24 protein-coding genes and 1 pseudogene are annotated in these 23,333 nt (G+C 70.4%); 15 read left to right on the top strand and 10 right to left on the bottom strand.

Annotated features, from left to right (window positions below):
• The first annotated feature begins 139 nt into the window (after positions 1 to 139).
• The 3 genes from ACFWY9_RS26660 to ACFWY9_RS26650 are packed head-to-tail and all read left to right on the top strand — an operon-like array spanning position 140 to position 1,975.
• Positions 140 to 745 carry a GNAT family N-acetyltransferase gene (locus tag ACFWY9_RS26660; RefSeq protein ID WP_378327711.1) on the top strand — a complete coding sequence of 202 codons (606 nt, stop codon included), beginning with the start codon at positions 140 to 142 and terminating at the stop codon, positions 743 to 745.
• 10 nt (positions 746 to 755) lie between these two features.
• Positions 756 to 1,556, top strand: a complete 801-nt coding sequence (locus ACFWY9_RS26655) for a hypothetical protein (RefSeq protein ID WP_378327710.1) — start codon at positions 756 to 758, stop codon at positions 1,554 to 1,556.
• Between the two features lie 50 nt (positions 1,557 to 1,606).
• A complete protein-coding gene (locus ACFWY9_RS26650; RefSeq protein WP_378327709.1) occupies positions 1,607 to 1,975 on the top strand; it encodes a PLDc N-terminal domain-containing protein in 369 nt (122 codons plus the stop codon).
• A gap of 9 nt (positions 1,976 to 1,984) precedes the next feature.
• On the opposite strand, the gene ACFWY9_RS26645 is transcribed toward ACFWY9_RS26650, so the two are convergent.
• Positions 1,985 to 2,449 (bottom strand): MarR family winged helix-turn-helix transcriptional regulator, encoded by a 465-nt coding sequence (locus ACFWY9_RS26645; RefSeq protein ID WP_378327708.1) that lies wholly within the window; start codon positions 2,447 to 2,449, stop codon positions 1,985 to 1,987.
• A gap of 206 nt (positions 2,450 to 2,655) precedes the next feature.
• Between ACFWY9_RS26645 and ACFWY9_RS26640 the strand changes: the two genes are divergently transcribed.
• Positions 2,656 to 3,072 carry a nitroreductase family deazaflavin-dependent oxidoreductase gene (locus ACFWY9_RS26640; RefSeq protein ID WP_378340200.1) on the top strand — a complete coding sequence of 139 codons (417 nt, stop codon included), beginning with the start codon at positions 2,656 to 2,658 and terminating at the stop codon, positions 3,070 to 3,072.
• A 47-nt stretch (positions 3,073 to 3,119) separates the two neighbouring features.
• On the opposite strand, the gene ACFWY9_RS26635 is transcribed toward ACFWY9_RS26640, so the two are convergent.
• Positions 3,120 to 4,469, bottom strand: a complete 1,350-nt coding sequence (locus ACFWY9_RS26635; protein ID WP_378340199.1) for an FAD-binding oxidoreductase — start codon at positions 4,467 to 4,469, stop codon at positions 3,120 to 3,122.
• 96 nt (positions 4,470 to 4,565) lie between these two features.
• Between ACFWY9_RS26635 and ACFWY9_RS26630 the strand changes: the two genes are divergently transcribed.
• The 5 genes from ACFWY9_RS26630 to ligD all read left to right on the top strand — a co-directional run bounded on the left by ACFWY9_RS26630 (position 4,566) and on the right by ligD (position 9,420).
• Entirely contained in the window at positions 4,566 to 5,450 is an 885-nt protein-coding gene (locus ACFWY9_RS26630; protein WP_378327705.1) for a LysR family transcriptional regulator, read from the top strand.
• Positions 5,451 to 5,535: 85 nt separating this feature from the next.
• The gene (locus ACFWY9_RS26625) at positions 5,536 to 6,360 is read left to right on the top strand and encodes an oxygenase MpaB family protein (protein WP_378327704.1); all 825 of its coding nucleotides are present in this window, start codon (positions 5,536 to 5,538) and stop codon (positions 6,358 to 6,360) included.
• A gap of 15 nt (positions 6,361 to 6,375) precedes the next feature.
• Entirely contained in the window at positions 6,376 to 7,512 is a 1,137-nt protein-coding gene (locus ACFWY9_RS26620) for an acyl-CoA dehydrogenase family protein (RefSeq protein ID WP_378327703.1), read from the top strand.
• A gap of 311 nt (positions 7,513 to 7,823) precedes the next feature.
• Positions 7,824 to 8,411, top strand: a complete 588-nt coding sequence (locus tag ACFWY9_RS26615) for a phosphatase PAP2 family protein (RefSeq protein ID WP_378324507.1) — start codon at positions 7,824 to 7,826, stop codon at positions 8,409 to 8,411.
• A gap of 55 nt (positions 8,412 to 8,466) precedes the next feature.
• On the top strand, positions 8,467 to 9,420 hold the full coding sequence (gene ligD, locus ACFWY9_RS26610; RefSeq protein ID WP_378340198.1) for a non-homologous end-joining DNA ligase: 954 nt from the start codon (positions 8,467 to 8,469) through the stop codon (positions 9,418 to 9,420).
• Here the strand turns inward: ligD and ACFWY9_RS26605 are convergent.
• Complete coding sequence (locus tag ACFWY9_RS26605) at positions 9,417 to 10,124, bottom strand: CDP-alcohol phosphatidyltransferase family protein (protein ID WP_378340197.1); 708 nt, start codon at positions 10,122 to 10,124, stop codon at positions 9,417 to 9,419. The two genes, ligD and ACFWY9_RS26605, sit on opposite strands and share 4 nt — an antisense overlap.
• Before the next feature lie 53 nt (positions 10,125 to 10,177).
• Between ACFWY9_RS26605 and ACFWY9_RS26600 the strand changes: the two genes are divergently transcribed.
• The 5 genes and pseudogenes from ACFWY9_RS26600 (at position 10,178) to ribA (ending at position 15,081) form a co-directional block, all read left to right on the top strand.
• A complete protein-coding gene (locus ACFWY9_RS26600; protein WP_378324284.1) occupies positions 10,178 to 11,146 on the top strand; it encodes a zinc-binding alcohol dehydrogenase in 969 nt (322 codons plus the stop codon).
• A 28-nt stretch (positions 11,147 to 11,174) separates the two neighbouring features.
• Positions 11,175 to 11,573 carry a 6-pyruvoyl tetrahydropterin synthase family protein gene (locus ACFWY9_RS26595; protein WP_378340196.1) on the top strand — a complete coding sequence of 133 codons (399 nt, stop codon included), beginning with the start codon at positions 11,175 to 11,177 and terminating at the stop codon, positions 11,571 to 11,573.
• A gap of 8 nt (positions 11,574 to 11,581) precedes the next feature.
• A pseudogene (locus ACFWY9_RS26590) lies at positions 11,582 to 12,637 on the top strand (glycosyltransferase family 4 protein); the annotation flags it as partial.
• Positions 12,638 to 12,649: 12 nt separating this feature from the next.
• Positions 12,650 to 13,465: a methyltransferase domain-containing protein gene (locus tag ACFWY9_RS26585; RefSeq protein ID WP_378324508.1), complete on the top strand. Its 816-nt coding sequence runs from the start codon at positions 12,650 to 12,652 to the stop codon at positions 13,463 to 13,465.
• Positions 13,466 to 13,470: 5 nt separating this feature from the next.
• Positions 13,471 to 15,081: a GTP cyclohydrolase II gene (ribA, locus tag ACFWY9_RS26580; RefSeq protein ID WP_378340195.1), complete on the top strand. Its 1,611-nt coding sequence runs from the start codon at positions 13,471 to 13,473 to the stop codon at positions 15,079 to 15,081.
• A gap of 34 nt (positions 15,082 to 15,115) precedes the next feature.
• Here ribA and ACFWY9_RS26575 read toward each other — a convergent pair whose 3' ends face one another.
• The 7 genes from ACFWY9_RS26575 to ACFWY9_RS26545 form a co-directional block, all read right to left on the bottom strand.
• The gene (locus ACFWY9_RS26575) at positions 15,116 to 15,523 is read right to left on the bottom strand and encodes a hypothetical protein (protein ID WP_378324288.1); all 408 of its coding nucleotides are present in this window, start codon (positions 15,521 to 15,523) and stop codon (positions 15,116 to 15,118) included.
• A 331-nt stretch (positions 15,524 to 15,854) separates the two neighbouring features.
• Positions 15,855 to 16,811 (bottom strand): acyl-CoA dehydrogenase family protein, encoded by a 957-nt coding sequence (locus ACFWY9_RS26570; protein WP_378340194.1) that lies wholly within the window; start codon positions 16,809 to 16,811, stop codon positions 15,855 to 15,857.
• Positions 16,808 to 17,884, bottom strand: coding sequence for an acyl-CoA dehydrogenase family protein (locus ACFWY9_RS26565; RefSeq protein ID WP_378324291.1), 1,077 nt, complete (start codon positions 17,882 to 17,884; stop codon positions 16,808 to 16,810). The genes ACFWY9_RS26570 and ACFWY9_RS26565 overlap by 4 nt, the downstream gene beginning before the upstream one ends.
• A gap of 5 nt (positions 17,885 to 17,889) precedes the next feature.
• Positions 17,890 to 18,699: an enoyl-CoA hydratase/isomerase family protein gene (locus ACFWY9_RS26560; RefSeq protein ID WP_378340193.1), complete on the bottom strand. Its 810-nt coding sequence runs from the start codon at positions 18,697 to 18,699 to the stop codon at positions 17,890 to 17,892.
• Between the two features lie 10 nt (positions 18,700 to 18,709).
• Positions 18,710 to 19,510, bottom strand: coding sequence for an enoyl-CoA hydratase family protein (locus tag ACFWY9_RS26555; RefSeq protein WP_378340192.1), 801 nt, complete (start codon positions 19,508 to 19,510; stop codon positions 18,710 to 18,712).
• On the bottom strand, positions 19,507 to 20,814 hold the full coding sequence (locus ACFWY9_RS26550) for an MFS transporter (protein ID WP_378340191.1): 1,308 nt from the start codon (positions 20,812 to 20,814) through the stop codon (positions 19,507 to 19,509). The genes ACFWY9_RS26555 and ACFWY9_RS26550 overlap by 4 nt, the downstream gene beginning before the upstream one ends.
• 47 nt (positions 20,815 to 20,861) lie before the next feature.
• Positions 20,862 to 22,115, bottom strand: coding sequence for a CaiB/BaiF CoA transferase family protein (locus ACFWY9_RS26545; protein WP_378340190.1), 1,254 nt, complete (start codon positions 22,113 to 22,115; stop codon positions 20,862 to 20,864).
• Positions 22,116 to 22,254: 139 nt separating this feature from the next.
• Here ACFWY9_RS26545 and ACFWY9_RS26540 point away from each other — a divergent pair, with 139 nt between their 5' ends.
• Entirely contained in the window at positions 22,255 to 23,241 is a 987-nt protein-coding gene (locus ACFWY9_RS26540; protein WP_378340189.1) for a LysR substrate-binding domain-containing protein, read from the top strand.
• The last annotated feature ends 92 nt before the right edge of the window (positions 23,242 to 23,333 follow it).

Here is a 23,333-nt window from a genome sequence, read left to right as displayed (position 1 = left end):
CCATAACAACCGGGGCTTCGGGTTCGTTACCATTCTCCGGACGTGCTGCTAGGGGGAAGTAGTGTTCTTCGACCGGTTCACCCGCCGCGGTCGCCTGATGGCGAAGCGGACGTGTGACCCGCGCGGACATGCTTTCGAGGTGGCCGGATTCCTGTTCCGGACGCCGACGGCGTGGGAGTACGCCGCGGCTGTCGCCTGCGGGAGCGACCCGGCCGCGCAGCGCTGGCTCGGCTGGCTGGACGAATCGATCGTGGCCGAGCCGTTACGCGCCGAGGCGTTGCGCGTGGTGCCGGGCACGGGGCCGGACTGGACGTCGCCGGATCCGCTGTCGATCGACCTCGTCGCGATCGATGTCGCGGCCAGGCGGTGTGTCGGGCTGGTCAGCGTGCACAGCGGTGAGGACGGCAGCCCGGAGACCGGCGGCTATCTCGTGCCGGACTATCGCGGGCGCGGGGTCGGCCGGGTGCTGTTCACCGCCGGGGTCCGGCTGGCGCACGAGCATCTCGGGCTGTACCGGGTGCGCGCGGGCGCCGAGCTCGGCAATGTCGCGAGCGGCCGCTCGCTCGAGGCGGCCGGCCTTGTCCGGGTGCCCGGTCCGTCGTCGTACCGGCTGCCGAACGGCAGGGTGACCGAGGCCGGTTGGTACGAACATCGAAGCGGCGCGACGCGGGCCTGTGCGGGTCCGCAGGCCGGGTGGCTCCGTGCCCGGCACGGTTCGGCGGAGGCCGAAGCGTTCCCGGCCTAGCGTCCCGGGTATGAGAACCCTGACAACGCGGGCCGAGGTGCACGCGGTGCTGACCGATCCGGCCGCGGAGGTGCCCGCGGTACCGGACGGCGCGAGTGGTGTGCGGTGGCTACGGGCGGCTGTCGCCCGGTTCAGCAACGGCGAAGCGCACGCGCGGCGGCGTGCGCTCGCGCTGTCCGAACTCGCCATGGTCGACGAGAAGTCGTTGTGTGACAAGGCTTTTGAATGGACTTGCGGAATCGTGTCCGAGACGGGCCCTGTGGTGGACGTGATGGCCCTGATCGCCAGGCGGGTGCCGGTCGGGGTGCTCGCGGAGGCGTTGGGGCTGCCGGACGTTTCCCGTGATGTCGCCGTGATCGCGCGGGCGTATCACCCGCATGTCGAGCCGGACGAGGAGGCGGAGGCCGCGCTCGCACGGCTGGTCGAGGCCTGTGGCCCAGACGCGGACGAGCGTGCCGCGGCGCGGATCGGCCTGTTGATCCAAGCCTGCGACGCGACAGCCGGGCTGGTGGCTTCGGCTCTGTTGAGCGGAAGTGTGGCCGGTGCCGAACCCCCGGTCCGGGTGACGCGGCGGGTGGTCGACGGCGAGATCGTCGCACTGGATCTGGCGGCCGCGAAACTCGCTTTCGGTGCGGGCGCGAAGGAATGCCCCGGTCGCGGGCACGCGGTCGCGCTGGTCATGGGAATTCTCGCGGCACTGCGCGGATTCCGTGTGGTGCCCGGGGAAATCACTTACGAGCCGAGTGTGAACATTCGCGTCCCGGTGTCACTTCCGGTGGTGCGAGACGATTCTGTCGGGGGCCTGTGCTAAGACTTACCGCGTCGTCGGCGGAGGGTCCGGCGTACTGGGAGGGTCTTTCCATGTGGTACTTCAATGGATTACTCGGGTTCCTCACACTCGGGCTGTGGATTTTCTGCGTGGTCGACGTCGTGGTGACGGACGAGTCGTCGTGCCGGAACATGCCGAAAGGCCTGTGGCTGCTCTTGGTTCTGCTGGTGCCGTTGGTCGGTTCGATCGTCTGGCTGGTGGCCGGACGGCCGCAGACCGCAGGACGAGCACGGGCGTCGCGTGGGCTTTTCGAAAGGGACGCGCCCGAGTATCCCGAATACAACCGTCCAGGGCGGTTCGCCGCGACGGATCCCGCGGCGGATGAGGAATTCCTCCGGAAATGTCGTGAGCGCGCCGAAGCGCAGCGTCGTGCCGCACGCGAAAAACGTGGGGAGGGCTGAAAGCGCCGGCTACTCCGGGCAGCAGCCGGAGACGTCCTGTTCGTAGGCGAGCAGGGTGTCGATCACGAGCTTGCGTTCGGCAGGGGACAGTGGGGTCAGCGCGCGGGTCCACGCGTGCGCGCCGCGGGCCAGCCAGGCATCGACGGCGCAGCGCTTGTCCTCGGCGATGCTGACGATCGTGCGCCTGCGGTCGGCGGGGTCCTCGGTGCGTTCGAGGACGCCCTGGCGGCTGAGGTCGCCGACCATGAGGCTGGCGGTGGTGGGTGCCAGCTCCAGTTTCCCGGCGAGTTCGGTGACGGTCGTCGGACCGTCGAACAGGAGATGGCACAGCAGGGAAAGATGCCGGGGTGCCAGGGAGAGGCCACTGAGCTCCTCCGGTACGGGAGTCCGCTTCGCGCGGCCGATCAGGCGTGGCATCAGCAGGAGCAGCTGACGCACCCCGTCCTCGACGCTCGGTCCGGCCTCCGTCGACATGATCCCCTGTCTCCTCGGTGCGTTCGTCGTCCACCATCTCACCAGCGACTTGAGCCTACCTGGGTCGACGGCGGTACCCGGGAAGATCAGGTGGTTCCTGCGTCAGCTGCTGTCCGATGAGTACGACGTTGACAGGGTGCGGGGAGGCAAGTAGTTTTGCAAGCAAATCAAAACTATCCGGGCGATCGTGTCCCTGGGGAGGCCTGATGTCGGAGGAGATCCAGAACTTCAACCAGGGGATCATCGAGGAGTTCCGCGCCAACCACGGCAAGGTCGGCGGGATGTTCGAGGGTCGTGACCTGCTGCTGCTCACCACTGTCGGGGCGAAGAGCGGTCAGGAGCGCATCTCGCCGCTGGCGTACCAGCGCGACGGCGCGCGGATGGTCGTCATCGCCTCGTACGGCGGTGCCGACAAGCATCCGGCCTGGTACCACAACATCCTGGCGAACCCGAAGGTCACGGTCGATCTCGGTGATGGTGCCTTCCCTGCCGCCGCCGTCGTCCATGCCGAAGGCCCGGAGCGGGACCGGCTGTATGCCCGGATGGCCGAGGCGATGCCGCAGTTCGCCGAATACCAGCAGAAGACCGAGCGGATCATCCCGGTCGTCGTTCTGGAGAAGTGACTACGCGGTCTCCGGTTTCCTGGGGGCGCCGGAGACCGCGTAGCCGCTCAGCTGGGACGGATGTTGTGGCTGAGGCGGAACACGTTCGACGGGTCGTACTTCGCCTTGACCTCGGTGAGCCGCCGCAGGCAGGGTTCCCCGAACGCCGCCGGCGCCTGCTCGTGCGGGTCGTGCTCGCCGTAGACGAACGTGAGCAGTTTGCCCGTGCTCCACGGACGCAGAGCGGTGAACAGCTTCCCGTGTGCCGCCTTGACCTCACCCGCCGTTTCGCTGTCCACGATGGACAGTGCGCGCACGGTGAACCGCGCCGCGTCGTTCTCCAGGGCGAGCTTGCCGCCGAGCAGGTCGACCAGCAGGACCGTTTCGACCGGCGCGTCCGGTCCGGCCAGTTCCAGGATCGTGTCGATCATCGGGTCGGTCAGCTCGCGGGTGGTCGTGTTGTCCCCGCGGTAGGCGTGCGGGTGCGGCGGCTCGTTGGCGATCGAGCCGGACTTGGTGAACGGCATCTCGGTGAGTGAGTCGATGAGCCGGGGTCCGATCGCGCGCAGCGGCTCGACGAGGCGTTCGCCCGCGTCCGCGTCGCCGAGGTAGGCGATCCGGATCTGCGCGATGTGCTTGCCGCGCAACGGTTCCGGCACCATCGGCAGATCCGGCATGGGGACCATGGCGACCGACGTCGTCACCTCCTCGGGCGCCGTGGCGGCCCAGTCGCGCCAGCCGCGCAGAACGTCGCCGAGGTGTTCGGGGCCGAAGTAGAGACCGCCGCCGTAGAGCGTGGTCACCGGCACCAGCCCGAACTCCAGCGAGGTCACGATCCCGAAGTTGTCGCGGCCGCCGAGCAGAAGAGCTTGGAACAGCTCGGCCTCGGTGTCCGCGGTGACGTGCCGGAGTTCGCCGTCCGCGGTCACCACGTCGAGCGCGCGGACCTGGTCGGCCGCCCGGCCGTATTTGCGGCCCATCAGACTGAAACCGCCGCCGAGGGTGTAGCCCACGACGCCGACGTCGGGGGCGGACCCGCTCAGTGGCGCCAGTCCGTGCTCGGCCGCCGCGGTGATGACCGCGCCCCAGTGCACGCCCGCTTCCGCTCGCGCGGTCGAGGTCGCCGGGTCGATTTCGACGCCGGTCATCCGCCGGGTGCTGATGAGCACGCCACCGTCGGCGCCGGTGACCAGGCCGTGTCCGGTGGACTGCACCGCGACCGGTAGGTCGTGCGACGCCGCGAACCGGACCGCAGCGGCGACGTCCTCCGGCCGTGTCGCGCCGACGACCACCGCGGGGCTGCTTGGCACGCCCGTCTGGAAGCCGGCGACCTCCTCGGTGTAGCCGTCCTGGCCGGGCTGGAACACCGGGCCGTGCACCTGCCCGGTCAGCGTCGTGATCTCCGAAACCTGCGTCATGACCTGCTCCTGTCGTTCCCTTGTTCCCCTCCAGCTTCGCGAGTCGCGACCTAGAAGTCCAAGATCTAGTTCATCTACTAGCTATAATGAACGCTTATGGAACTGCATCAGCTCGAGTACTTCGTGGCGGTGGCCGAGGAAGCGAACTTCACCAGGGCCGCCGCCCGGATGCACGTCGCGCAGCCAGGGGTGAGCGCGCAGATCCGCAGGCTCGAACGGGAGCTGGGGCAGCCACTGCTCGACCGGTCCGGCCGGTCCGTGCGGCTGACCGACGTCGGGCTGGCGGCGTTGCCGCACGCGCGGGCGGCGCTCGCCGCGGTCGCCGGCGTCCGGCAGGCCGTCGACGAGCTCGCCGGGCTGGTCCGCGGCCAGGTCGCGCTCGGCATGGTGACCTCGCCGGGGCCGGTCCGGGTGCCCGAGCTGCTGGCGATGTTCCACGAGCGGCATCCGGCGGTCGAAATCACGCTCCGGGAAGGGAATTCGGATCTGCTGATCGAGTCGCTGCGCGAGGGCGAGCTCGACGTCGCGGTGGTCGGGATCGCCGGTGATCCGCCGTCGGGGATCGAGACGAAGGTGGTGCGCGAAGAGGACTTCGTGGCTATCGCCGGGCCGCGCGATCCGCTCGCCGAGCGGAAGCAGGTGACGATCGCCGAGCTGGCCGAGCGGTCGCTGATGAGCCTGCCGAAGGGGACCGGGCTGCGGACGGCGCTCGATGCCGGGTTCGCGTCCCGGGGACTGCAACCGAAGATCACCTTCGAAGCCGGGGACCCGAATCTGCTGGCGCAGCTCGCCGCGCAGAATCTCGGTGTGGCGATCGTGCCGGAGTCGCTCGCCGCGTACTACGCGCAACAGGTACGCACGGTGCGGGTCGCCGGGCCGAACCTGCGGGGCTGCCTCGCGCTCGCGTGGCGTGCGGAGGGGCCGATCGCCCCCGCGGGGCGGGCGCTGATCGATTTCGCGAGGCGGACGTTACCGCTGTAGCGGCACCTCTTGACAGGGCGTCAACAAGCGCGTTAGCTGGATGGCAGGCGAAACGTGTCCTGAATTCCGCCAGGGAGGCGCACCGATGCGCACGACGACACGAACGGATGTCCTCGACGACGCCGTCATCGGCGCGGCGGCGTTCCTCGCGGGTGGCGCGAACGTGATCATGCAGCTCAGCTGGCCGGAGGTCGGCCACGGTGTGGTGGAAAGCCGGGTGGACAGCGGGAATCTGTTCAAGCATCCGGCGAAGCGCACCCGGACGACGTTGAGTTATCTGGCGGTCGCGGCGCTCGGCAGTGACGAGGACAAGGCGGCATTCCGGCGAGGGGTCAACAAGGCGCACGCGCAGGTGTACTCGACCGACGCGAGCCCGGTCCGGTACAACGCTTTCGACAAAGAGCTGCAGCTGTGGGTTGCGGCGTGTATCTACAAAGGATTCGAGGACAGCTATCGGCTACTCGTCGGCGAACCCGATCGCGCGCTGGCGGAGGAGTTCTACCGCGCTTCGGCGACGTTCGGGACCACCCTGCAGGTTCCGCCTGACCGCTGGCCGTCCGATTTGGACGCATTCGGGAAATACTGGCAGGACGGGCTGAAACGGGTGTCGATCGACGACACCGTCCGTGAGCATCTCACCGCCGTCGCCGAACTTCGCTTCCAGCCGAAACCACTGAGTGTCCTTTTCGGACCCTTCGTCAGGTTCGTGACGATCGGCTTTCTGCCGCCGGAGTTCCGGGAGCAGATGCGGTTTTCGTGGACCTCGCGGCAGCAGCGTCGGTTCGACCGGCTGATGGCGGCCATCGGCGCGGTGGTGCGGCGGCTGCCGAAGCCGTTGCGGCAGTTCCCGTTCAACTTCTACCTCTGGGACGTCCGGCTGCGGATCCGCACCGGGCGCCCGCTCGTCTAGCCCGAAGGGAAGGCAATGGCTTTGCGGCTGACCGAAGGACAGCAGGATTTCGTCTCCGCGTTCGGCGCGTTCTGCCGCCGTGAGGCCGGGGACCGCGAACAGCGGGCGAAACTCACCAAGGACGGTCCGCACAGCCGGGAGCTGTACGGCAAGCTCGCCGAACTCGGCTGGCTCGGGATCTCGCTGCCCGAGGAGTACGGCGGTTCCGGGCAGGGCATGGTCGATCTCGTCCTGTTCCTGGAGGAGACGGGATACTGGCGTGCGCCGATCACCGGGTTCACCACGACGATCATCGTGGCCGCGGCGATCGAGAAATTCGGCTCCGAGGAACAGAAACGCGCGTTGCTGCCCGCGGTGGTGAACGGTTCGGTGCTCGCGATCTCGATGTCCGAACCGGGTGCAGGGTCCGATGTCGGCGCGCTGACCTGCCGGGCCGAGAAGCGTGACGGCGGCTGGGTCGTCAACGGCCAGAAGACCTGGTGCTCCAACGCCCACATCGCCGATCACATCCTGCTCGTCGCGCGGACCGGCACCGGCGGCGGCAAACACGACGGGCTCACGATGTTCGTCGTGCCGGCCGACGTCGAAGGGCTCACGATGCACGGCATCGACACCATGGGCGGCAAGGAGGTCAACGACCTCTACTTCACCGACTGCGTGCTGCCGGCCGGCGCCGTCGTCGGGGTCGAAGGCCAGGCGTGGGGGCAGCTCATGGCCGGGCTGAACCTGGAACGGATGATCCTCGCCGCGGTGATGCTCGGCACCGCGCGGCGGGCGTTCGACGACACACTGGCGTATGTCAAGGAGCGCAAGCAGTTCGGCCGTCCTATCGGGACTTTTCAGGCGCTGCGGCACCGCCTCGCCGATCACGCCGTCGAGCTGGAATGCACGCGGCTGCTGGTGCACGACGTCGCCGAGAAGATCGACGAGAATCCCGGAAAGCTGTTCCCGCGCGAGGCGTCGATGGCGAAGCTGAAGGCGACCGAGTTCGCGAAAGCCATGGCACTGGACGGGATGCAGATGCACGGCGGCTACGGGTACGCGACGGAGTACGGCATGGAGGCCTTGCTGCGCGCGACCGTGGTGTCCACTGTGTACGGTGGGACGAGCGAGGTGCAGCGGGACATCATCGGGAAGACCTACGGGCTCTGACGCCGCTTTCGCTACCGTCGGGGTGAGTTGTCCACAGGGTTTTCGCGTTGTGGATGAATCCGGGTGCCGGCCCTTGATCGCGGGGTTTTGTCGTACCCCGGCGGTAGACTGGTTTCGGGGTCGCCAGGGTGGGAGGGGGATGCCCCGAGGTACGGGACCGGCCGGGCGCAGGGGGCCAGGAGGCGAGTCGGTAGCGTTGGCGGGTGAGTTTTTCGTCGGCCGAGTCATCCGTCGGGCAATCGAACGGGCAGGGTGCAGGGCAGGGCGCCGAGTCGTCCGTGCGGCAAGAGAGTGCGGCGACGTCGCGGGGCATGGCCCGTATCGCGACCGAGGTGCTCGCGCCGTGGGTGTGGGTGCTCGGGCTGCCGCTGGTCGTGGCGTGGCAGGTCACCGGGTACAGCCTCGGCCGGGCGTTGCTGTGGGGGCTGGTGGTCGGTGTCACCGGTTCGCTGATCCCGATGGCGGTGATCGTCCGCGGCGCCAAGCGGGGCAGCTGGGAAGGCCACCACGTCACCGATCGGGCGGGGCGGCTCGTGCCGTTCGCGGTGTGTATCGGCTCGCTCGGCGCCGGGTTCGTGATCCTGCTCGCCGGCGGCGCGCCGCACGAGATGATCGCGCTGGCCGCGGCCGAGCTGGCCAGTCTGGTCGTGGCGCTCGCGGTCACGTTCGGGCTGAAGTTCAAGGTCTCCATCCACGCCGCCGTCGCGGCCGGGGCCGTCGTGATCCTCATGGCGGTCTACGGGCCATGGCCCGCGCTGCTGTTCCCGCTCGTCGGCTGGGTGAGCTGGTCCCGCGTCGCGTTGAAGGACCACACGACACCCCAGGTCGTCGTGGGACTGGTCCTCGGGCTCGTGGTCGGGGGCGGCGGTTATCTCGCGCTGGCGGCGGCGCTCGCCTGAGCGCGAGCATTCACCGAGTTGACTGTGGCCCCACTGGTGGGCAAGGGTCGATCGCATGAGCGGCGAAGAGGCCCGGCAGGGCGTGACGCTGACCAACCTCGACCAGCCGCTGTTCGACGGCGCCGAGGCGACCAAGCGTGATCTGGTCGACTACCTCGAGGTCGTCGGTGACCGGCTTGTCCGGCAGCTGCGCGGCAGGCCGCTCTCGGTCGTCCGCATCCGGCCGGGGCAGGAACCGTTCATGCAGAAGAACCTGCCCAAGTACACGCCGGACTGGGTCAAGCGGGTCTCGATCTGGGCCGAGTCCTCCCATCGCCAGGTCTCGTACGCGTTGTGCGACGACGTGCGGACGTTGCTGTGGTTCGGCAACCAGCGTGCGGTCGAATACCACCCGACGCTGCTGCTCGCCGACTACTCCCAGGGCCCGACGCACCTCATCCTCGACCTCGACCCGCCGCCCGGCGACGCCTTCCGCAAGGCGGTCGAGGCGGCCAAGCTGATCCGTGCGGCGCTGGCCGACGACGGGCTCGCCGGCGCGGTCAAGACCAGCGGCGCCAAGGGCGTGCACGTGTTCGTGCCGATCGTGCCGGGGCTCGCGATCGACGACGTCGCGGCGGCCACCCGCGCGGTCGCCGCCCGTGCCGAGCGGATCGACCCGGCGCTCGCCACCACGGCGTTCATCCGCGAGGACCGGGGCGGGAAGGTCTTCCTCGACTCGACCCGCGCGGGCAGCGCGACGGTTGTCGCCGCCTACAGCCCGCGGATCCGTCCCGGCGCCCCGGTCTCCTTCCCGCTCGCGTGGTCCGAAATCGACGACGTCACCCCGGCCGACTTCACGCTGCACACCGCTGCCGAGCGGCTCGGCGATCGCGATCCGTGGGCCGAGGAGATGCCCGAGCCGCAGCAGTTGCCCGCGGATCTCGTCGAGGAGGGGCACACCATCCCGATCGCCCGGGTCCAGGCGATGCACGAGGGCAAACGCCGCGCCAGGGCCCGCCGCGCGAACTAGCCCGCGCGGTGCCGCGCCAGCCAGGTCACATCGCGGCCGAACGACCAGCACAACGACGTGAGCGCCAGCCCTGTCACCAGCATCGCAAACGTTTGCGGCAGGACATCGGCCGCTGCGACGACGAGCACGACGCCCTGGACCGCGGCAACGGTCTTGCGGCCCATGCTCGGCGGCAAAGGCGCCTTCAGCCAGGGCAGGAACCAGGACACGGCCACGAAGACGTACCGCATGGCGCCGATCGCCAGTACCCATGGCCCGAGCGACCGCGCGACGAAGACGCTCAGCACCAGGATGAGGAACGCGTCCACTTCCATGTCGAACCGCGCGCCGAGCGGGGACGCGGTGCCGGTGCGGCGCGCGACCTGTCCGTCGACGGCGTCCAGCGCCAGTGCGATCGAGGCGAGCGCGACGAGCGTCGTGGTCGGGGCCGGTCGTGTCACGGTGTCGGCGACCAGCGCGGTGACACAGCCGACGAGCGTCGCTCGCGTGAGCGTGACGACGTCTGCGGGCCCAAGTCGTGTCCCTCGCAGAGCGACGAGCAGGAGTCCGCACAGCGCGATCGCGTACGCCGATCCGCTGAGCCAGCCCGCGAGACCGAGGCCGTCCACTTTCCACACCAGCGCCAGCAGAACGAGCTGGAGCGCCGCTCCCGCGAACGGTCCCCACCCGAACGTGACGGCGCCACAGCGGATCCGGATCGCCATGCTCGGCTCCTCTCACCGCGTAGGGTGCGATCGAGAGTAGCTCGGAGGTATCCATGCGCGCCGCGAACGCTTTCTGGCTCACTGGCCCCGGCCACGGCGAGATTCTGCCGGTCGAGCTGCCCGAACCCGGGGACGGCGACGTCGTGGTGCGGAGTATCTGCTCGGGGATCAGCCGCGGCACCGAGACGCTGGTTTTCCGTTGTGGTGTACCGGAAAGCCAGTACCACCTGATGCGCGCGCCGTTCCAGGAAGGCGAGTTTCCCTGGCCGGTCAAGTACGGCTATCTCAACGTCGGAGTCGTCGAGGAAGGGCCGCGCGAGCTGCTCGGCCGGACGGTGTTCTGCCTCTACCCGCACCAGACCCGGTACGTCGTCCCGGCCGCCGCGGTGACGCCGGTGCCGGACGCCGTGCCTCCGGGACGCGCCGTCCTCGCCGGCACGGTCGAGACCGCGGTGAACGCGCTGTGGGACGCGAAACCGCTGATCGGCGACCGGGTCGCGGTCGTCGGCGCCGGGATGGTCGGCTGTTGCGTCGCGAAGCTCCTGGCGGGTTTTCCCGGGGTTCGCGTGCAGCTCGTGGACGTCGAACCGGCGCGGGCGGAGGTCGCGGCCGGGCTCGGCGTCGAGTTCACCAGCCCCGCGCAGGCCAAGGGTGGCTGCGACCTCGTCGTACACGCCAGCGCGTCCGAGGCAGGGCTCGCCCGGTCGCTGGAACTCCTCGCGCCGGACGGCGTCGTCGTCGAGCTGAGCTGGTACGGCGACCGGAAGATCAGCCTGCCGCTCGGCGAGTTCTTCCACTCGCGGCGGCTGACGGTGCGCGGCAGCCAGGTCGGCACCGTGGCGCGGCCGGGGCGTGACTTCGCCGACCGGATGGCGCTGGCGCTGGAACTGCTCGCCGATCCGGCGTTCGACGTGCTGGTCACCGGGGAATCCCGCTTCGAAACCCTCCCCGCGGTGATGACGCGTCTGACGAACAGTGAACCGTCCGCGCTTTGTCACCGTGTCCTCTACGAGGGGACCTAGGCACGGCCGACGTTTCTGGAGGGAACGGGTGTTCACTGTCACCGTCCGCGACCACATCATGGTCGCGCACAGCTTCCGCGGCGAGGTCTTCGGCCCGGCGCAGCGGCTGCACGGAGCCACGTTCGTGGTCGACGCCTCGTTCCGCAGGGCGGAACTCGACGCGGACGGCATCGTCGTCGACATCGGCCTCGCCACCCGGGAACTCGGCGCTGTGCTGGGTGATCTCAACTACCGCAACCTCGACGAGGAGCCGGAGTTCGCGGGTGTGAACACCTCCACCGAGTTCCTGGCCAAGGTCGTCGCCGACCGGCTCGCCGAGCGTGTGCACGCCGGTTCGCTCGGGGAGGGCGCCCGCAGGATCGACGGCATCGTCGTCACACTGCGTGAGTCCCATGTCGCCTGGGCCAGTTACGAGCGTGCGTTGTGACCGGCGAGGTGCTCGTCGTCCTGCCCGGCGACGTCGACGACGTCTCGGTGCCCAGCGGCGGTAACCAGTACGACCGCCGCGTCTGTCAGGGCCTGCTGGTCGCGGGATGGCGAGTGCGCGAGATCGCCATCGCGGGTGACTGGCCCCGGCCGGACGACGACGCGCGAACCGAACTGACCAAGGCTCTGGCCGAAGCGCCGGACGACGCGGTGGTTCTCGTGGACGGGTTGGTGGCCTGCGGTGTCCCCGAGATCGTCGTGCCGGAGGCCCGGCGGCTGCGGATCGCGGTGCTGCTGCACCTGCCGCTGGCGGAGGAAACCGGACTCGCGCCCGACACGGCCGCTCGCCTCGACGCCGCGGAACGGGAAACGCTCTGGGCGGCGAGTGCGGTCATCACCACAGGTGTGGCTGCGGCCCGTCGGTTGATCGAACGTCACGGGCTGGACCGTGACCGGGTGCACGTCGTCCCGCCGGGCACCGACCCCGCGCCGCCCGCGCCGGGCACCGACGGGATGTCGCGGCTGCTGTGCGTCGGTTCCGCGACGCCGCGCAAAGGGCAGGACGTGCTCGTCGAAGCGTTGGCAGCGCTGGAAGATCTGCCGTGGACGTGCGAACTCGTCGGGCCGCTGCGACGCGATCCCGGGTACGTCGAACGGCTTCGCGCGCTCATCGAAAGGCGCGGCCTACGGGATCGGATCACCCTCGCCGGGCCACGGATCGGCGCCGATCTCGACGCCGCGTACGCGTCCGCTGACCTCGTCGTGTTGCCTTCGCACGCCGAGACGTACGGCATGGTGATCACCGAGGCGCTCGCCCGTGGACTGCCGGTGCTCGCGACCACCGCCGACGGCGTCCCGGACACGCTCGGTCTCGCGCCGGACGGAACCATGCCGGGAATCCTTGTCCCGCCGGGAAACGCCGACATCCTCGCGGACACCCTCCGCTGCTGGTTCGCCTCGCCGAGCCTGCGTGATCAGCTGCGGGAGTCGGCACGGCTGCGGCAGCGTTCGCTGCGGGGCTGGGGCTCGACGACGCGGCAGCTCGCGGAAGTGCTGGAGCGGCTCGAAGCGACCGGCATCGGGGGCGGGTTTTCGGTGGAATGGTTGCGGCTGCGGGAAAGCGCGGACGCCGCCGCCCGTGCCGACGAACTCGTCGAGCTGCTGCGGACGCGTCTGCCGGCCCGTGCACCGCTGGTGATCCGCGACCTCGGTTGCGGCACCGGGGCGATGGGGCGCTGGCTCGCCCGGCGGCTTCCCGGGCCGCAACGCTGGATCCTGCACGACCGCGATCCCGTCCTGCTCACGCACGCGGGCGAGAGCCTGCCCGCCACCGGGATGGGCGGCGAGCCGGTCACGGTCGAGACCGAACGCCGCGACATCACGCAGCTGCACGCGGACGACCTCGCCGACACGTCGCTGGTGACGGCGTCCGCGTTGCTGGATCTGCTCACCGCCGCCGAGGTCACCGCACTGGCCGACGCCTGCGCCGAGCATCCGACGCTGCTGGCGCTGTCGGTCGAGGGCCGGGTCGAGCTGACCCCGCCCGATCCGCTCGACAGTGAGATCGAGGCCGCGTTCAACGCCCATCAGCGCCGCACCACCGAGGGCCGCGATCTGCTCGGCCCGGACGCCGTCGACTTCGCGGCCGGGGAGTTCGAACGCCGGGGCGCGGTGGTGCACCGGTATGCCAGCCCGTGGCGGCTCGGCGCGGCGGAGGCGCCGCTGCTGGTGGAATGGCTCCGCGGCTGGGTCGCGGCGGCCTGTGCGCACCGGCCCGGCCTGACCGTGGCCGCTGAGTCCTATTTGGACAGACGGCTGGCGGAATGCGCGGACGGTGTGCTGTGCGCCGTCGTCCACCACGGCGATCTGCTCGCCCTGCCGGCCGGGGTGTGAGGACGATGCGGGCGTTCCTGCCGTGGCTGCGGGCCCTCGCGGCGCCAGCGATCATCGGGATCCTGGTGTGGCAACTGGGCTCGGCGGCGTTCCTGGCCGCGCTGCACGTGATCGACGGCCGCGCGGTGCTCGCGGCCCTGGCGATCGGCGCGGTGACCACCGTGTTCAGCGCCTGGCGCTGGTGCCTCGTCGCGCGGCGTCTCGGCCTGCGGCTTTCCTTGCGTACGGCCGTTCCCGACTACTACCGGGCGTTGTTCCTCAACGCCGTCCTGCCCGCCGGGGTACTCGGCGACGTCCACCGCGCCGTTCAGCACGGACGCGGTGCCGGAGACGTCGGGCGCGGCGTGCGCGCGGTGGTGCTCGAACGCACCGCGGGCCAGGTCGTCATGATCGGCGCCGGGCTCGCCGTCCTGCTCTTCCGCCCGTCGGTGGTGCCCGCCGAATTCCGCGACGTCGTCACGATTTGCGGCGTCGTGGTGGTGTTCGCCGCGGGGTGCCTGCTCGCCGCCGGTTTCACCGTGGGACGGCGGTGGGCGGCCAGTACGTCGAAGTGGCGCCGCGGGCTCGGCGTCACGCTCACCGACATCCGCGCGGGGCTGCTTTCGCGCGATTCCTGGCCCGGTGTGGCGGTGCTGTCCGCGTTGACACTGGCCGGGTACCTCGCGATGTTCCTGGTCGCCGCGCGGGCCGCGGGCTCCACCGCCCCGATCGACGAGTTGCTGCCCCTGCTCGTACTGGTGCTGCTCGCGATGGGCTTGCCGGTGAACATCGGGGGCTGGGGACCGCGTGAGGGCGTCGCCGCGCTGGCCTTCGGTGCCGCCGGGCTCGGTGCCGCGCAAGGGCTCACCGTCGCGGTCGTCTACGGCGTGCTCGTGCTCGTCGCGAGCCTGCCGGGCGCGGGAGTGCTCGTCCTCCGTGCTATGGCGGACTTCTGGGAACAGCGCAAGAAGGACGAGAACGGCGAGGATGGGACGAGGGCGATGACCGAGTCGGAACGCACCGGGGCACGCCTCGTCGAGCGGATCGTGGGCACCCGGCTTCCCACGGCGTATGGGGATTTCCGCGCCGTCGGGTATCTGGACCGGCGGAGCGGAGACGAGCACGTCGCGCTTGTTCACGGCGATGTCAGCGGATACGGGACGTTGGTGCGGGTCCATTCGGAATGTCTCACCGGCGACGTCTTCTCCTCGACGCACTGCGAATGCGGGGATCAGCTCGCCACGGCGTTGCACGCCATCGTCACGGAAGGCGCGGGCGTGCTCGTCTACCTGCGGGGTCACGAGGGACGGGGGATCGGGTTGCTGGCCAAGCTGAAAGCCATGCGGCTGCAGGAAGAGGGGCTCGACACCGTGGACGCGAACCTCGCGCTGGGACTGCCGGTCGACGCCCGGGATTTCCGGCCCGCCGCCGAGATCCTTCGTGACCTGGGTGTGCTCTCGGTCCGGCTGCTCTCGAACAATCCCGACAAGCTGGACGCGCTCCAGCGCGACGGGATCGAGGTCGTGGAACAGGTGCCGCTGCTGGTGCCGCCGAACGCCGAGAATCTCCGGTATCTGCGGGCGAAACGGGAGCGGCTCGACCACTACCTGCCGCATCTCGACGAGGTCGGCACCTAGGCCGCGTTGGACAAGTAAGGCTCGTACCGCCGGATCACTTGATGGTCGCGGTGGCCTTCCACGGCGTGACGACGTGCGGGCAGACGCGGCCGGCGTCGGGACGGCAGGTCCGTACCGCGGAGATGGTGACGGTGCCTTCCCCAGCGGCGTGGAAGGTCGCCGAGGCGCCACCGCCCGGTGTGGTCGTGCCCGTGGTCCGGCCGAGAGCCTGTGGCTCACTGGTTTGCGGGATACCCCAAGAGTAGGTGAGCCCCTGGTCTCGGTAGCCGGTGAGCCGGACCGCGATGGTGTCCCCGATATTCGCGCGCACGGATCGGCCGTTGTCGGTGTTCGTGAGCACGACCCGGCCGCTCTGCCCGGCGATGGCCGGTGTCGCCGTGGCGACGGTGCTCGCGATCAACGCCAGCCCCGCCGCCGCGGCCGCGTACTTCGTTGTCCTCAATGCTCCTCCATGACTCCCGCCGCCCCTTGGCGATCCCGGCTTCCCATGCTTCCGGGCCGTGCACACCACGGCGAGCGGTGCGCTCCTGATCCACTCGAACGGGATCGTCCGGTCTTCACGGGGCCCGCCGCCGGGTACGGGGGCGCCTCCCCGGAATGAGGGCTACAAACCGTGCATGCGCCTGCACACCCCTGCGACGTGACGGCGATCAGCGCGGGGATCCCCCTCGGTCGAGGTCGGCCTGATACTGGTCGAGGGCAAGCCCGCGCTGGTCCTGCAGCCCGGCGCCATCGCGTGAGCCCGGCTCGTACCAGGCCGTGTCGCTGGTGGACTACGGACGGGCACCGCTCCGGAGAGTCCCCGGTGTGGTGAGCGACCAGAGGGATGGCTCGTCCGCCGGTACGGCTTCGTCTCCGTGGTCGCGGCGCGGGACGCCCTCGTCGCAGCCGGTCCACAGCAGTTTGGTCCGCCAATGCAGTCCGGCCTCGTGCGTGATGCCCATCGCGCCGTGGAGCTGGTGGGTGGTCTGGGCTATCCGAGGTGCGACGGCGCTGGCGACCTCGCGCGCGGTGACCAGCGAGAAGGCGAGTGCGTCCGAGTCGTCGCCGAAGAGGCGGTGCCTGGCCTCGTAGGTGCTGGTTTCCAGTTCCCGGAGGTCGACTTTCACCTGCCCCAGCAGGGTCCGGACCGCGGGAATGGCGACGAGTGGCCTGCCGAACTGGACGCGCTGGGTGACGTAGCGCCGGGTTTCGGCGACGGCACCCTGTGCCGCGCCGATCATCTCCTGGCACCGGAGGACGTCCGCCAACGCGGTCAGCCGCAGCGGGATCTCCGGCGGCGGTGGTGGCGCGAGACGGTAGGGCCGACCCGCGAGATCGCGTCCGGCTTCGTCGCCCGGTGCGCCGTGGCTGACGCTGCCGTCGGCGGCGACGAGGACGTCGGCGATCGGTGCCCAGAGTCCTTGCGCGGTCGGATGAACGGCGATGGCGTCCACTTCGGACACCGGAGTCCTGGCCGCGGCGCGGGCGACCAGCGTCTGGCGGAGCGGGAGCGCGATCCCGCCGCGCGCGAGAGCTGTCACCGCGCCGCAGGCCGCGTCGGCGAGTTCTCGCTGGTTCTGCTCCTGTGTGCCGTCGGCACGGAAGTCGTCGAGGATGGTGGTCCAGCCGAGCCCGGCCGCGATCCGCCAGTGCTCGCGCGGGTCGCCGGGCCGTTCCCAGCCCGCGATCACCTCGCTGACCGCGTCGTCCAGATCCTTTTCCAGAGTGTGTTCGATTTGACTGGTCATCGGTTGTCCTTGGCGATCATCGACAGCATGACTTGGGCCGCGCCACCGCGGATGCCCGAGGCGGGCGAGGCCGCGAGGGCCTGGTCGTAGAGCGCGCGGACGGCAGGGGCCGCCCGCGGCATGAGCGGCCGCGCCCACTCGATGACGCTCAGCTCGAACTGGTTGCCGAGGTACTTGCTCATGGCGGCCTGCACGACCGGGGCGCCGCCGGCGTCGAGCGTTCGCGCGGTCTCCAGTACCCAGGCACGCAGGATCTGCAGACGTGCGGCCAGTCCCCGCAGTTCGCGCCGGGCGGCGTCGTCCACGAGGCCCGCGGTGAGCACCGCGGACAGGAGCGGGTAGGTCGACAGGAACCGTTCGGGGCCGCCCCGTTCGAAGGCGAGCTGGCCGACGACCTGCCGCCAGCCCTCGCCGACCCCGCCGATCACCCAGCGGTCCGGAACGTGCACGTCTTCCAGCGCGACTTCGTTGAAGTGGTGCTCACCGCGCAGATCCAGGATGGGCGTGACGGTGATTCCCGGTGTGTCCATGGCGACGATGAACTCCGTCAGCCCGTCGTGGTGGTCGGGTTCGCGGGATGTCCTGGCCAGGACGTACAGGTGGGTGGCCAGGTGGGCGCCGCTGGTCCAGATCTTGCGCCCGGTGATGCGCCAGCCGTCGCCGTCGCGGACGGCGGAGGTCCGCAACGAGGCCAGGTCCGATCCCGCGTCCGGCTCGCTCATCCCCAGCGCGAAGGTGTAGTCAGCGCGGGCCAGCGGCGGGCAGAACTCCTCGCGCAGCTCCGGCGTGCCGTGCCGGAGCAGAGTCGGGCCGATCTGCCGCTCTCCCACCCAGTGGGCGGCGAGCGGCGCTCCCGCGCGCAGAAGTTCCTCGGTCACCACGAGACGGTCGACGGCGGTGCCGCCACCGCCGCCCAGGTGCCCGGGCCAGGAGACGGCCAGAAGCCCGGCTTTGCCGAGTTCGCGGCTGAAACTCGCGTCGTACGCGCCTGCCCAGGAATCGCATCGTGGTGTGAACGGATGGGTGCCGAGGAAGTCTCGGACTCTGTTTCGCAGGGCCTCGGTTGTGGTCATCTGCCTCACTCTCCGGTGTAGTGCGGTGGACGCTTGTCGAGGAAGGCCGAGAGCGCTTCGGCGGAGTCGGCGGTCGCCTGGACGACGGCCTGGTGCGAGGCGATCAGGTCCAGCGAGGTGCGCAGGTCGGCGTGCTCGCCAGCCTGTACCGCGCGCTTGATCAGTTCGACCGCGATCGGTGGCTGGGACGCGAGGGTCGCGGCGAACTCACCGGCCCGCGCCCGTAGCCGATCGTGCGCGCGGATCTCGTCGGCCAGCCCCCACGCCAGCGCCTGGTCCGCGTCGACGAACTCTCCTGTCCACAGTAGACGCAGTGCTCGAGACCGTCCCACGATGCGCGGCAGGTAGTGACAACCGCCGTCGCCGGGTACCAGGCCGACCCGCACGTAGCCCTCGGAGAACCGCGCGTGGTCCGAGACGATCCGGTAGTCGCACATCAGGGCCATGTCCATGCCCGCGCCGACCGCGACTCCGTTGACGGCGGCGATCAGTGGTTTGGCGAGATCTTCGGCGGCTCTGGCCACCGGGTGCACGTGCTCGGTCATCAGGCGGCGGCTGTCCAGTGGCGAGCGAGCCTGGCCGAGGTCGCCGAGATCGGCGCCCGCGCAGAAGGCGTCGCCGGTGCCGGTGAGGACGACGGCGCGCACGTGGTCGTCGGCCTGGAACGCGCGGTACGCCTCGGCCCAGGCGCGCAGCATTTCGCCGGTGAAGGCGTTCTTGTGCCGAGGACGGTCCAGGACGATCCAGCCGACGTGGTCTTCGACGCGGACGTCAAGGCCGGGCACCGACGGCAACGCGGTGGGCGGGGAGGTCATCACGGCTCCTTTATTGTGTTGGGGCGCAAGAGGTTTCGGACGAGGCCGACTTCCAGACCGGGCTGCGGCGTTCGAGGAAGGACGCGATGCCTTCCCCGGCTTCGGCACCACCGGCGAGCCGCGCGGCGAGGGCGATCAGCTCGCTCGTGTAGGCAGCGAAGAACTGCCGCGTGTTCGTTGTGGTGAGGTGTTTGGCGGCGGCGAGCGCACCGGGAGCGGCGGAGCGCAGCCCGGCGAGCACGGGTTCGAGTGCCGCGTCGACGTCGTCGTCGGCGATCGTGACCAGGCCGATGCGTGCCGCTTCGGCGCTGTCGAACGGTTCGCCGGTGAGGTAGTAGCGGGCGGCGGCGCGCGGGTCCAGGCGGGGCAGCACGGTCGTCGACAGGACGGCGGGCGCGAGGCCGATGCGCACTTCGGTGAAGGCGAAACTCGCGGCAGGGCCCGCCGCGACGATGTCGCAGGCGCCCAGCAGCCCGAGCCCGCCCGCCCGTGCAGGTCCGGTCACACGGGCGACGACGGGTTTCGGTGCTTCGACGACGGTGCGCAGCAGATCGGCCAGCCGCTCGGCGGTGACGCCGGTGCCCGCGCGGGCTTCGGTGAGGTCGATGCCCGAGCAGAACGCTTCGCCGGTGTGGGTGAGCAGCACGGCCCGGATGCCGGAGTCCTCGGCAGCGCGGTTCAGGTGCGCGACGAGGTCGTCGACGAGCCGGGCCGAGAGAGCGTTGCGGTTGTGGGGCGAATCGAGGGTGAGGGTGGCGATGCCGCTGTCGTCGGTGCGGCGCACCAGCGGCGTGGTGGTTCGGTGGATCATGCGGGACTCGTGCTTTCGTCGGCCGGGGCGAGGGTGGTGAGCCGCCGCAGGTCTCTCGCCGGATTGATCAGTACGGCGCCCAGGACCGCTCCCGCCAGCAACAGCCCGCCGCAAACACCGAACCCGGCCGCGTAGCCGCGATCCGCGGTGAGGAAGCCGCCCATCACCAGCGGTGCGAACACACCGGCGGACGTGGCGATGGCGGTGGTGGCCGCGGTGACGGCCAGGCGGCGCTCCGGCGGTACCAGCTCGCCGATGAGCAGCCAGATCATCGGATAGAACGCGCTCGGCAGGCCGAAGGCCACGGTGATCAGGACGAGTGCCATGCCCTTTTCGGTGTGCGGGAACAGGATCATCGTGGCGCCGGAGACGGCGAGCAGCGCCATGCCCGGCAGGCAGTAAGCGCGGCGGCTGTCCATGCCCCCGCGGCGCAGCCGCGTGGCCACGGCGCCCATCGCGAGGATTACGACGGTGGCGAGCAGCGGGGGCAGCGCGGTGAGGGTACCCGCCTGCTGACGTCCGATGCCGAGACCGGAGGACAGGTATCGGGGCAGGAAACCCAGCGCGGTGGTGGTCGCCCAGAAGGCGACGAAACCGGTGAGAACGGCACCGATCACCGTGCCCGACAGGAAAAGCACGCGGTACGGCACCGGAGCAGCGCCCTCGCGCGGCGATGCGGCCCGCCTGTCTTCGGCGGAGGTCCTGGCGTAGGGGCCGTCGCGCGCGATCAGCAGCCACACCGCGGACCACACCACGGAGAGGGCGAACAGGACGCCGAACGCGGTCCGGTAGCCGAAGTCCGCGATGATCCAGCTGAGCAGCGGCGCGCTCGCCACGACACCGAGGGTGGGTCCAATGTGGACCAAGGCGTTGGGCAGGGCACGGTCGCGTGCCCGGAACCAGCCGTAGACGGTATGCGTCGCGGCGGGCACCGCCGGCCCTTCGGCAGCGCCGAGGGCGATCCGCGAGGCGATCAGGGCGGCGAGGCCGAGCCCCGCCGCCACGGGCAGCGCCGTCACACCCCAGACGAGAGCGAGCACGACCATGACCCGGGTCGAACGACGCTTCGCCGCGGCGAAACCCACGACGATCCCGGAGACGCTGAACAGGAAGTAGAAGCTGGACTGGACGAGGGCGTACTGCCGCTCGCCGAGGCCGAGGTCCTTCATGATCGGCTCCGCGGCGAGGCCGACCACCGTCTTGTCCGCGTAGTTGATCAGCAGGAAGAGCAGGACGAGCACGGTGACGGTCCAGGCCCGGCCGGTTCGAGCGCGGGGCGGGACGAAGTGTTCGGAGGGTGCCATGGGTTCTCCTGGGGACGACGACGTTGTCGCTGGGGTGAGCCCCGGGCTCAGTCGCACCGCGTCGGGGCGGGGGCCGGTGCCGGTGTCCGGGCGAGCCGGGCCGGGTCGAAGCCCGCCTCGGCCAGCACCTCGTCGGTGTCCGCGCCGACGGGCGGGAAATGCCGGTAGATCCCGGCAGGTGTGCGGGAGTAGCGCACCGGCGGGGCGACGAGGCGGCAGGCGCCCTCGGTGGGGTGCCGGACCGTGCGGACAAGGCCGCCTTGGCGGGCGTACTCGCTCTCGGCCGCCTCCTGGAGGCTGTACACGGGATGCGCCGGGATGCTCACGCGGTCGCAGAACTCCTGCCACTGCGCGGAAGTGAACTGCGGAGTCAGCTCCCTTACGTGGCCGTACAGTTCGTCGGCGTGCGCGATGCGGGCCGGCATGCTCGCGAAGCGTGGGTCCGAGGCCAGTTCGGGACGGCCCGCGTGGGCGAAGAAGTCGCGCCAGTTGCGGTCGTTGTACGGCAGGACGCACATCCAGCCGTCGGCGGTGCGGCAGGCCCTGCGCTCCTTGCTCAGGACACGCGGGTAGCCGTATCCGGGTTCTTCGGTGGGGTCGAGTGAGGCGCCCGCGAGGTGCTCGACCAGGTTGAACGCGATCATCGTGTCGGCCATCGGCACCTCGACGTGCTGGCCCTCGCCGGTGCGGTCGCGGTGCCGCAGCGCGGCCAGTACGGATTGGACGATGACCAGGCCGCACACCTTGTCCACCAGGACCGTCGGCACGTAGTAGGCCTCGCCGGTGACCTGCTCGTTCAGCCAGACCAGGCCGGAGGCGGCCTGGAGGATGTCGTCGTAGGCGGCGTTGTCGCCGAGCGGGGAATCGCTCCGGAAACCCTGTGCGTTGACGTAGACGAGCCGGGGAAGTTCGTCCGCCAGGCTTTCGTAGCCCAGCCCGAGCCTGTGCAGCGCGCCGGGGCGGATGTTGGTGATGAAGGCGTCGGCGGTGGCCAGCAGTGCGAGGAGCGCCTCGCGCCCGGCGCCGGTCTTCAGGTCGAGGGACACGCTGCGCTTGTTGCGGTTGAAATTGAGCGAGGCGCCCGCCATCCCGGGGTGGCGGCGCGGCTCGAAGTGCCGGGTCGGATCCCCGCCCGGCGCCTCGACCTTGACGACGTCCGCGCCCAGATCGGCCAGCTGCGCACCCGCATACGGGCCCATGATCACGGTGGCCAGCTCGACGATCCGCAGTCCGGCCAGCGGGCCGGTGGGCGCCGCGGCCGCGGCGTCTCCGGCGACTTCGTCCACCTGGTAAGGCGACATCGCCTCGCACCTCCTGTGTCCTCCGGCGGCCCGGCCTCGTCGGCGTCGACGATCGGGACCGTGCTGGTGAACACAGTCAAAGCGAGATCATTGATCTATCGCCAATACTTTCTGGCCCATTATTCATATGCTTGGGGCTATGGATCTGACCACGCGCCTGCTGGAGCAGTTCGTCGCCCTGGCCGAAGAAGAGCACTTCGGGCGAGCCGCCGAGCGCCTCTCGATGAGCCAGCCGCCGCTGAGCCAGGCGATCCAGCGCCTCGAACGCGCTCTGGGGGTGCGGCTGCTGGAGCGCAGCACCCGCGCCGTACGGCTGACCGCGGCCGGAGCCGCCTTCGCCCGCGACGCCCGGTACCTGCTCGAAGCGCAGCAGGCCGCCGTCGGACGCGCGCGGCGCATCGCCCACGGCACCGAGGGCGAACTGCACCTGGGCTTCATCAGCGGTATCACCTACACCTTCCTGCCCCGCGTGCTCCGGCTGACGCGGCACCGCTTTCCCGCGTTGCGGCTGCACCTGCACCAGAACACGTCGGTCGAACTGGCCTCGATGGTCCGCTCGGGCCGCCTCGACCTCGCCTTCGTCCGTGGACCGCTCGCCGACCCCGACGGGCTCGATCTGCACGAGGTGGCGGCCGAACGCCTCGCCGTCGCGTTGCCCGCGGACCATCCACTCGCCGAACGCACGGCCCTGCGCCTGGCCGATCTCGCCGGCGAAAGCTTCGCGCTGCCGTCCCTGACCGCGCTCGCGGGCCTGGCCGAGCAGGTCACCGCCGCCTGCCGCGCCGCCGGTTTCGCTCCGCGCGACGGCGCCCGCGCGGACAGCCTTCCCGGCCTCATCAGCCATGTCGCGGCAGCGACCTGCGTATGCCTGGTGCCCGCACAGGTCCAGACCGGGGCGTTGCCCGGGGTGGTGTTCCGGACGCTGGAAACCACGCGGCCGCAAGGACACGACGACGACGCGGGCGGTACCGACGACCTGACCCTGACGATCATCGCCGCCACCCGCGCCGGGCAGCGGGACCCGGCCGTGCACCGGGTACTGGCCCTGCTGCGGGACGACCATCCCGGCGACGCCGGGGATTCCACGGCAATCAGCCCCGATGTGAACCAAGAAAGAATCACGTGACGCCGGAGGAGTGAATTCCGGACAGGGGGGGGGGGGGTGGCGGGGGTGGGGTGTGGGCGCGGCGGGCGGGGCGGGGGGGGCGCGGGGGGGGG

The organism is Amycolatopsis sp. NPDC059027 (assembly GCF_042739735.1).
Classification (GTDB): Bacteria; Actinomycetota; Actinomycetes; order Mycobacteriales; family Pseudonocardiaceae; genus Amycolatopsis.
This window is presented reverse-complemented; position numbering and strand designations above follow the sequence as displayed.

Coding starts and splice junctions, on each gene's coding strand:
- ACFWY9_RS26635 (WP_378340199.1), bottom strand. CDS start 4,469: ATGACGCAGGTTTCGGAGATCACGACGCTGACCGGGCAGGTGCACGGC.
- ACFWY9_RS26615 (WP_378324507.1), top strand. CDS start 7,824: ATGGCCCGTATCGCGACCGAGGTGCTCGCGCCGTGGGTGTGGGTGCTC.
- ACFWY9_RS26625 (WP_378327704.1), top strand. CDS start 5,536: ATGCGCACGACGACACGAACGGATGTCCTCGACGACGCCGTCATCGGC.
- ACFWY9_RS26605 (WP_378340197.1), bottom strand. CDS start 10,124: ATGGCGATCCGGATCCGCTGTGGCGCCGTCACGTTCGGGTGGGGACCG.
- ACFWY9_RS26640 (WP_378340200.1), top strand. CDS start 2,656: ATGTCGGAGGAGATCCAGAACTTCAACCAGGGGATCATCGAGGAGTTC.
- ACFWY9_RS26545 (WP_378340190.1), bottom strand. CDS start 22,115: ATGTCGCCTTACCAGGTGGACGAAGTCGCCGGAGACGCCGCGGCCGCG.
- ACFWY9_RS26655 (WP_378327710.1), top strand. CDS start 756: ATGAGAACCCTGACAACGCGGGCCGAGGTGCACGCGGTGCTGACCGAT.
- ACFWY9_RS26620 (WP_378327703.1), top strand. CDS start 6,376: ATGGCTTTGCGGCTGACCGAAGGACAGCAGGATTTCGTCTCCGCGTTC.
- ligD (WP_378340198.1), top strand. CDS start 8,467: ATGAGCGGCGAAGAGGCCCGGCAGGGCGTGACGCTGACCAACCTCGAC.
- ACFWY9_RS26565 (WP_378324291.1), bottom strand. CDS start 17,884: ATGACCACAACCGAGGCCCTGCGAAACAGAGTCCGAGACTTCCTCGGC.
- ACFWY9_RS26645 (WP_378327708.1), bottom strand. CDS start 2,449: ATGTCGACGGAGGCCGGACCGAGCGTCGAGGACGGGGTGCGTCAGCTG.
- ACFWY9_RS26570 (WP_378340194.1), bottom strand. CDS start 16,811: ATGACCAGTCAAATCGAACACACTCTGGAAAAGGATCTGGACGACGCG.
- ACFWY9_RS26550 (WP_378340191.1), bottom strand. CDS start 20,814: ATGGCACCCTCCGAACACTTCGTCCCGCCCCGCGCTCGAACCGGCCGG.
- ACFWY9_RS26540 (WP_378340189.1), top strand. CDS start 22,255: ATGGATCTGACCACGCGCCTGCTGGAGCAGTTCGTCGCCCTGGCCGAA.
- ACFWY9_RS26650 (WP_378327709.1), top strand. CDS start 1,607: ATGTGGTACTTCAATGGATTACTCGGGTTCCTCACACTCGGGCTGTGG.
- ACFWY9_RS26560 (WP_378340193.1), bottom strand. CDS start 18,699: ATGACCTCCCCGCCCACCGCGTTGCCGTCGGTGCCCGGCCTTGACGTC.
- ACFWY9_RS26600 (WP_378324284.1), top strand. CDS start 10,178: ATGCGCGCCGCGAACGCTTTCTGGCTCACTGGCCCCGGCCACGGCGAG.
- ACFWY9_RS26555 (WP_378340192.1), bottom strand. CDS start 19,510: ATGATCCACCGAACCACCACGCCGCTGGTGCGCCGCACCGACGACAGC.
- ribA (WP_378340195.1), top strand. CDS start 13,471: ATGCGGGCGTTCCTGCCGTGGCTGCGGGCCCTCGCGGCGCCAGCGATC.
- ACFWY9_RS26630 (WP_378327705.1), top strand. CDS start 4,566: ATGGAACTGCATCAGCTCGAGTACTTCGTGGCGGTGGCCGAGGAAGCG.